The 7404-nt window shown below is 66.3% G+C and carries 7 protein-coding genes; 5 read left to right on the top strand and 2 right to left on the bottom strand.

What is annotated here, in order from left to right:
• On the top strand, positions 1-1107 hold a 1107-nt coding region (locus tag E3O19_RS13685), incomplete at its 5' end, for a 2-oxo acid dehydrogenase subunit E2 (protein WP_134568469.1).
• Between the two features lie 28 nt (positions 1108-1135).
• On the opposite strand, the gene E3O19_RS13680 is transcribed toward E3O19_RS13685, so the two are convergent.
• Positions 1136-2755 carry a protein kinase gene (locus tag E3O19_RS13680; RefSeq protein WP_134568467.1) on the bottom strand — a complete coding sequence of 540 codons (1620 nt, stop codon included), beginning with the start codon at positions 2753-2755 and terminating at the stop codon, positions 1136-1138.
• A 141-nt stretch (positions 2756-2896) separates the two neighbouring features.
• Here E3O19_RS13680 and lipB point away from each other — a divergent pair, with 141 nt between their 5' ends.
• Genes lipB through E3O19_RS13665 form a run of 3 tightly spaced genes read left to right on the top strand, consistent with a single transcriptional unit; the run spans position 2897 to position 5278 of the window.
• Complete coding sequence (gene lipB / locus E3O19_RS13675; RefSeq protein WP_134568465.1) at positions 2897-3532, top strand: lipoyl(octanoyl) transferase LipB; 636 nt, start codon at positions 2897-2899, stop codon at positions 3530-3532.
• On the top strand, positions 3529-4518 hold the full coding sequence (lipA, locus tag E3O19_RS13670) for a lipoyl synthase (RefSeq protein WP_134568463.1): 990 nt from the start codon (positions 3529-3531) through the stop codon (positions 4516-4518). Before lipB ends, lipA begins: the two co-directional genes overlap by 4 nt.
• A 49-nt stretch (positions 4519-4567) precedes the next feature.
• A complete protein-coding gene (locus tag E3O19_RS13665) occupies positions 4568-5278 on the top strand; it encodes a DUF4191 domain-containing protein (RefSeq protein ID WP_134568461.1) in 711 nt (236 codons plus the stop codon).
• Between the two features lie 16 nt (positions 5279-5294).
• On the opposite strand, the gene E3O19_RS13660 is transcribed toward E3O19_RS13665, so the two are convergent.
• Positions 5295-5738, bottom strand: a complete 444-nt coding sequence (locus E3O19_RS13660; RefSeq protein ID WP_134568459.1) for an RDD family protein — start codon at positions 5736-5738, stop codon at positions 5295-5297.
• A gap of 144 nt (positions 5739-5882) precedes the next feature.
• On the opposite strand from E3O19_RS13660, the gene glnA reads away from it, so the two are divergent.
• A complete protein-coding gene (gene glnA / locus E3O19_RS13655) occupies positions 5883-7307 on the top strand; it encodes a type I glutamate--ammonia ligase (protein WP_134568457.1) in 1425 nt (474 codons plus the stop codon).
• Positions 7308-7404: the final 97 nt, after the last annotated feature.

Raw genomic sequence — 7404 nt, 5'->3', positions numbered from 1 at the left:
GTGGCCCCAGCACCGGTCGTCGCCCCCGTGGCCCCAGCACCGGTCGTCGCCCCCGTGGCCCCAGCACCGGTCGCGGCCCCCGTGGCAGCACCGGTCGTCGCCCCCGTGGCCCCAGCACCGGTCGTCGCCCCCGTGGCAGCACCGGTCGTCGCCCCCGTGGCAGCACCGGTCGCGGCCCCCGTGGCCGAGCCCGTGTCGCGCGGCTCGCACGCCGGAACCTCCGGCTACGTCACGCCGATCGTGCGCAAACTCGCCAACGAAGCCGGCGTGGACCTCTCCACCGTCTCCGGCACCGGCGTCGGCGGACGGATCCGCAAGGAAGACATTGAATCCGCCAGGGCGGCGGCGTCCGCCACCGCAACTCCGGTCGCACCGGCCGTCGAGGTCTCACCCCTGCGCGGAACCACTGTACCGATGTCCCGCCTCCGCAGGGTCGTCGCCGAGCGTGCAGTGATCTCGATGCAGTCGTCGGCGCAGCTGACGACGGTCGTCGAGGTCGACGTGACCCGGGTTGCGATCCTCCGCGACAAGGTCAAGGTTGCCTTCCAGGGCAAGACCGGCAACAAGCTCTCCTTCCTGCCGTTCTTCGCCCTGGCCGCGGCCGAGGCGCTCCAGGCAAACCCGATCATCAACGCCACCATCGACGGCGACTCGATCGTGTACCCCAGCCAGGAGAACATCAGCATCGCGGTCGACACCGAGCGTGGCCTGCTGACCCCCGTCGTCCGCAACGCCGGCGAACTCGATCTGGCCGGCTTCGCCGCTCAGATCGCCGACCTGGCGCAGCGCACCCGCGACAACAAGCTCAAGCCCGATGAACTGTCCGGTGGTACCTTCACACTCACCAACACCGGATCGCGCGGCGCGCTGTTCGACACGCCCGTGGTCTTCCTGCCGCAGAGCGCGATCCTCGGCACCGGCGTCGTCTATAAGAAGCCGATCGTCGTCACCACCGACGGCCTGGACTCGATCGCAATCCGCTCCACGGTGTTCCTGGCGCTGTCCTACGACCACCGCATCATCGACGGCGCGGACGCCTCCCGCTTCCTCGTCATGATGAAGCAGCGCCTTGAGGCCGGAGCGTTCGAAGCCAACCTGGGAATCTGAGAACCCGGGCAGCCGAAACGATCGGCTGTCAGTATTCGAAAATCTGCCTGATCCGCCAACCGGCCTCGCCCTTGACCACAAGGATCGAGGCCGGTTTGCTGTCTCCGTTCGTGGAGGCATCGGTCAGGACAACGGCCACGAGAGCAACGTCTCCCCTGCGTTCGACCAGGCTCGGTGCCGACCGGGCGGCCTCCCTGGCAGGCGCGGCCTGGGCGCCTTGGTGAGTCTCCTTGATGGCCTGACCGTCCGATGCCAACGCCGCGGATCCTGGCTGGTCCGTGCCGTCCAGGCAGGCCACGGATACTGCCGTGAGGCACCCGGCGCGCAGGCGAAGCAGCACCCGCACCGCCAGGACCGGCTCATCGGCCTCGACGGCCGCACGATCCGCGGCCGCATTGCCCGGGTTCGTAATTGGCCCTGGAGACGCCGGTCGGGGGGCCGCCGACGACGAAGCCGTGCCGGGCGCTACCGGGGGCACTACGCCCGAGGCAGGCCCGGCGTTGCCACCTCGGGCCTCCGGCTGATAGCCGAACGTGAGCAGCAACACGCACACGGCGGTGGAAACGAGCGAAGACGCGAGGAGCGGACCGCGATGCACCCGGAGCCACCGTGCCATCCGATCCCGCAACTGCTCCGGGAGCTGGACCGTCAGCAGTGCACCCGCCGGTCGGCTTGTCAGCCCATGCAGCAGGGTTCTGAGCTCGCTGAGCAGCGTCCAGGATCTGCCGGATTTCCTCACCCGCCCCGACGAGCGTCGTTGCCGCTTCGCCCGCAAAAGACTGAACCCCGGGCCGGGGGCGGCGGCTCGCCCGCCCCGGAGGGCCTCGGTCTGGGCCCAGCCGCCCTCCCGCTCGGGCCGGCGCCCCGCTGAGGGCACCCACGGTGCCACTGACATGACAACCGCCGAGGCCGGCGCCCACGCGAACAATCGCCGCTCGAGTTCGTCGAGCAGGCTGCGCAGGGCCATCCCGGGTGGGATCGACTCCAACCATGCCGCCGGGTCAGGCACTGCGGCGTCCCAGCTGGGTTCGACCCGGTCAAGCACTCCCAAGGCGAAGGCCGTGACTCGCCGCGCCGCCTCCTCGACGACGTTACTGCGTTCCGATCCTGCCGGCGGCAATTCCCTCAGCCGCCCCAGCGCGGTCAGAACCGGTCTCCCCGAACGATCGAAGATGACCGACGATTGCCCCAGTCCCTCGTGCACGTAGCCCAGAGCCAGCAGTTGGGCCAGCGCCGCCAGGATCGGCGCCAGGATCGTCACCGTCTCCCCCGGGGTGAGCGACCTGCCGTCACCGATCAGCCGGCTGAGCCGGCCGCCGGCGAGGTGCTCCTGCACGATGCACACTCGCCCATCCGAGAGCGTAGCGAAGTCTATGAGTTTGGCGAACCGCGCGCCGGTCGTCTCGGTCATCACCCGGATCTCCCGCTCGATCACTGCTCCAGCCGTTTTCAGGTGATAGATCTTCAGGGCGACGGGCGTACGAGTGCTAACCTCGGCGGCGTCGTCTTCGAACGATCCGGTGAGCACACCGAGGTAGACGTCGGCGCGTTCACTGGCACCCAGCCGACGGACTACCCGATACCCGCCGACGATTGCCCCCAGCTCGGCTGACCCGGACGTCGATGCGGGGTTACCCGCGGTCGACACCGGACTTGGGTCACGCCGCGCACTGTTCCTCACCCGCCGAAGTGTGCGCTCCACCGCGGAGCTTCAGGAATTTTGTGCGCGTTCCGAGGACAACCGGCCCGGGCGGCAGATGCCGAGGGCAAGCTGACCTAGACTGGCTTCATGCTCGACTTTGTCGTCGCGGGGCTAAGCGCCAACTCCGTGCCGTATGTTGAGGGCCTTGAGCTCCAACGCGCAGTCCACCGTTCGGTCGTTTCCGGTGAGAAACCCGACACCGTCATCTTCCTCGAACACCCCGCCGTGTACACGGCCGGGAAACGCACGGAGCCGGAGGAGCGGCCGACGAACGGCACCCCCGTCATCGACGTCGACCGGGGCGGGAAGATCACCTGGCATGGACCGGGCCAACTGGTCGGCTACCCGATCCTGCGCCTGGCCGAGCCCATCGACGTCGTTGGCCATGTCCGGATGCTCGAGGGCATTTTGATCGACGTACTGGCAGAGTTCGGTATCGATGGCCGCCAGGTTCACGGTCGTTCCGGCGTCTGGGTCGGTCCGGACGGATTCGAAGAAAAGATCGCGGCCATCGGTATCCGCGTCGCCGAAGGAGTCACCATGCACGGATTCGCCCTCAATTGCAGCAATTCCCTGGACGCGTACAGCCACATCATCGCCTGCGGAATCAGGGACGCCGGGGTGACGACCATGTCGCGCGTACTCGGCAGGCTCGTCGCCACCTCGGAACTGATCGAGCCGATCAGGGCCGGTTTCCTCCGCGCAATGGCGGTCGCAGCATGAACGCGGTGCCCGAGGGCCGCAAGATGCTCCGCCTCGAGATCCGAAACGCGGAGACGCCCATCGAGCGCAAGCCCGAATGGATCAAGATCAAAGCGAAAATGGGTCCCGAATACCAGAAAATGCAAAACCTGGTCAAGAGCGAGGACCTGCACACGGTCTGCCAGGAGGCCGGCTGCCCCAACATCTATGAATGCTGGGAAGACCGCGAAGCAACATTCCTGATCGGCGGCTCACAGTGCACCAGGCGTTGCGACTTCTGCATGATCGACACCGGCAAACCCGCCGAGTACGACCGGGACGAACCACGCCGGGTGGCTGAATCCGTCGTCAAAATGCAATTACGTTACGCCACCGTCACCGGTGTCGCCCGCGATGACCAGCCCGACGAGGGATCCTGGATCTACGCCGAGACGATCCGACAGATCCACCAGCAGAGCCCGGGCACCGGGGTTGAAATCCTCGTTCCGGACTTCTCGGGCAATCCTGACCACCTGGGCGAGGTCTTCTCAGCGAAACCTGAGGTGTTCGCGCACAACGTCGAGACGGTGCCGCGCATCTTCAAGCGGGTGCGCCCGGCGTTCCGCTACGACCGCTCTCTGGACGTGCTCAGCCAGGGCCGAAACGCGGGCCTGATCACCAAGTCCAACCTCATCTTGGGCATGGGCGAGGAACGCGCTGAGGTCAGCCAGGCCCTGCAGGACCTGCACGACGCGGGCACCGACATCATCACCATCACCCAGTACCTGCGTCCCAGCGCCCGCCACCTGCCGGTCGCCCGCTGGGTGAAGCCGGAGGAATTCGTCGAACTCAAGCACGAGGCAGAGGCGATCGGTTTCATCGGGGTGCTCTCCGGCCCGCTGGTGCGCTCCTCCTACCGCGCCGGACGCCTCTGGGCCCAGTCCATGCTGGCAACCGGTCGGGAGGTGCCGGCGGAGCTGCGCCACCTGGCGGATGCGACGCTCGGGTTCGCCCAGGCCGTCAGCTGATCCCAAAAACGGTCACCCGACATTCAAGCGACTCGGTAGTCTTGGAACCATGGCACGCAGCAAGGACAAGACTCCCCGCACCCCCAAAGAACCCGGCCGCTTGAAGCAAATGTGGCAGGTGTTCCAGATGACGAGGCGTTACGACTCGAACATCGTCCTGTTCATGATCCTGGCCTTCCTGATCCCCGTCGCAATCAGCCTCCTGCTCGCCTTCGTGTTCTCCCCCGGCAACGTCGTCACCATCGTGCTCTGGGTGATCGCGGGCGCCCTCGGCGGCCTCCTCGCCATGCTCATCATCCTCGGCCGCCGCGCCGAGAAAGCCGCCTATTCGCAGATCGAGGGCCAACCCGGCGCGGTCGGCGCGGTGCTCCGCAGCTCGCTCAAACGCGGCTGGGTCGGCAGCGAGATGCCCGTCGCCGTCAACGGCAAGACCCAGGATGCGGTCTACCGTGCCGTCGGTCGCGGCGGCGTTGTGCTGATCAGCGAGGGCCCGCGCACCCGCACCGCACGCATGCTCGACGAGGAACGGCGCATGGTGACCCGGCTGGGCGGCAGCATCGCCGTGACCGTCATCTCGGTCGGACCGGACGCCGACGCCGTTCCGTTGCACAAGCTCGCCAGGCGCCTCACGCGGATCAAGCCGACCCTGACCAAGGCCGAGGTCCTGGCCGTGAACAATCGTCTGTCCTCGATGACGAAGAAACTCCCGATCCCCAAGGGCGTCGACCCGATGAAGGCCCGGCCGCAGCGCGGCAACTAGCCGGCGTCCGCATCCCTCAACTACGGATGAGAACCGTGCCGGCGATCTTGTCGTGAAATCCGCGCTGGTCGGAGTCCCAGACCAGCGCGGGAATCGCCAATCCCAGGAGCACCGAGCGCAGCACGGGGCGCCAAACGCCTGCCCACCCTCTGGTCAACGAGATGACTCGCAGTCCGGTCAGCCGGTGGCCGATGCTGCCGCCGATGGTCGGGATGAACACAATCTGAAGCAGCACGTACATCCCGCTCACGGCGAATCCGTTGTAGTCCGGGAACGTGTAATCGAACACCCAGAACGCGGCTGCGGTGGCGAGGACCTGGTCGATGGCCAGGGCTGCGATCCGGCGGCCGACCCGGCCGACCGAGCCGGCGCCGACGTTTGGCAGGCCCAGGCGCTCCCCTGGCCATCGGCTCGGCGGAAGCTGTCCGAAGGTGGTCGGTTTGGAGGATGCGGCAGACACGCGATGAGTCTAGCGAGCCGTCCCCGCTGTAACATGTGTGAAACATAAGCGTCACTGTCGGGTAATGCCGCCCCAGTAGCCTCAATGGAGCCGCAGTGCGCGACTTTTCGAGATTAACGCCCACGTCGTTTGGAGTAAAACCGCATGTTCCGCGATTCGTCAGAAGTGCTCAAATTCATCAAGGACACGGACGTCAAGTTCCTTGACATCCGTTTCACCGACCTGCCGGGTGTGCAGCAGCACTTCAACATCCCCGCGTCGACCGTCGACGAAGAATTCTTCACGGTAGGTCAGATGTTCGACGGCTCGTCGATTCGCGGCTTCGCGTCGATCCACGAATCCGACATGCAACTCATCCCTGACGTCACCACGGCGTACATCGACGCCTTCCGCACCGAGCGCACGCTGATCATGCTCTTCGACATCTACAACCCGCGCAACGGGGAGATCTACTCGAAGGATCCGCGACAGGTAGCCAAGAAGGCCGAGAAGTACCTCGCGTCGACCGGCATCGCGGACACCGCCTTCTTCGCGCCCGAAGCGGAGTTCTACATCTTCGACGACGTTCGCTACGAGGTCAACCAGTACTCCAGCTTCTACTCCGTCGACTCCAGCGAGGGCGCCTGGAACTCGGGCCGCAAGGAAGAGGGCGGAAACCTCGCCAATAAGACCCCCTTCAAGGGCGGCTATTTCCCGGTCAGCCCGGTCGACCAGCACGCCGACATGCGCGACGACATCTGCCTCAAGCTCATCGCGGCCGGCCTGATCCTCGAACGCAGCCACCACGAGGTCGGCACCGGCGGCCAGGGCGAGATCAACTATCGCTTCGACACGATGGTGCACGCGGCCGACGACCTGCTCAAGTTCAAGTACATCGTGAAGAACACCGCCAGCGAGTGGGGCAAGACCGCAACGTTCATGCCGAAGCCGCTCTTCGGCGACAACGGCTCCGGCATGCACACCCACCAGTCCCTCTGGTCCGGCGGCAAACCGCTCTTCTACGACGAGGCCGGCTACGGCGGGCTCTCGGACGTCGCTCGCTGGTACATCGGCGGCCTGCTCAAGCACGCCCCCGCTGTGCTCGCGTTCACCAACCCGAGCGTGAACTCGTACCACCGTCTCGTCCCCGGATTTGAAGCCCCGGTCAACCTGGTCTACTCGGCCGGCAACCGCTCGGCATCCATCCGGATCCCGATCACGGGCACGAACCCGAAGGCCAAGCGCATCGAGTTCCGTGCGCCGGATGCCTCCGGCAATCCGTACCTCGCCTTCGCCGCCCAGCTGATGGCCGGCCTCGACGGGATCAAGAACCGGATCGAACCGCACGAGCCCGTCGACAAGGACCTCTACGAGTTGCCGCCGGAGGAAGCCAAGAACATCCCCCAGGTTCCGGCTTCCCTCGAGGCCGCGCTGCTGGCGCTCGAGGCAGACCACGACTTTCTTCTTGCCGGGAACGTGTTCACCCCCGAGCTGATCGAAACCTGGATCGACTTCAAGCGCGAGAAGGAAATCAAGCCGCTGGCCCAGCGCCCGCACCCGTTCGAGTACGAGCTGTACTATGGCGTCTAAGCCGCTCCTTACCCGCCGCCGGAATGACGGCCAATAGCCGACAGACCGGTATCCGACTGCAGGGCCGCACTCCCCCGGGGAGTGCGGCCCTGCAGTC

The sequence above is a fragment of the Cryobacterium algoritolerans genome, assembly GCF_004402785.1.
GTDB lineage: Bacteria > Actinomycetota > Actinomycetes > Actinomycetales > Microbacteriaceae > Cryobacterium > Cryobacterium algoritolerans.
The sequence above is the reverse complement of the archived record's forward strand: the minus strand, read 5'-3'. Positions and strand labels throughout refer to the sequence as shown.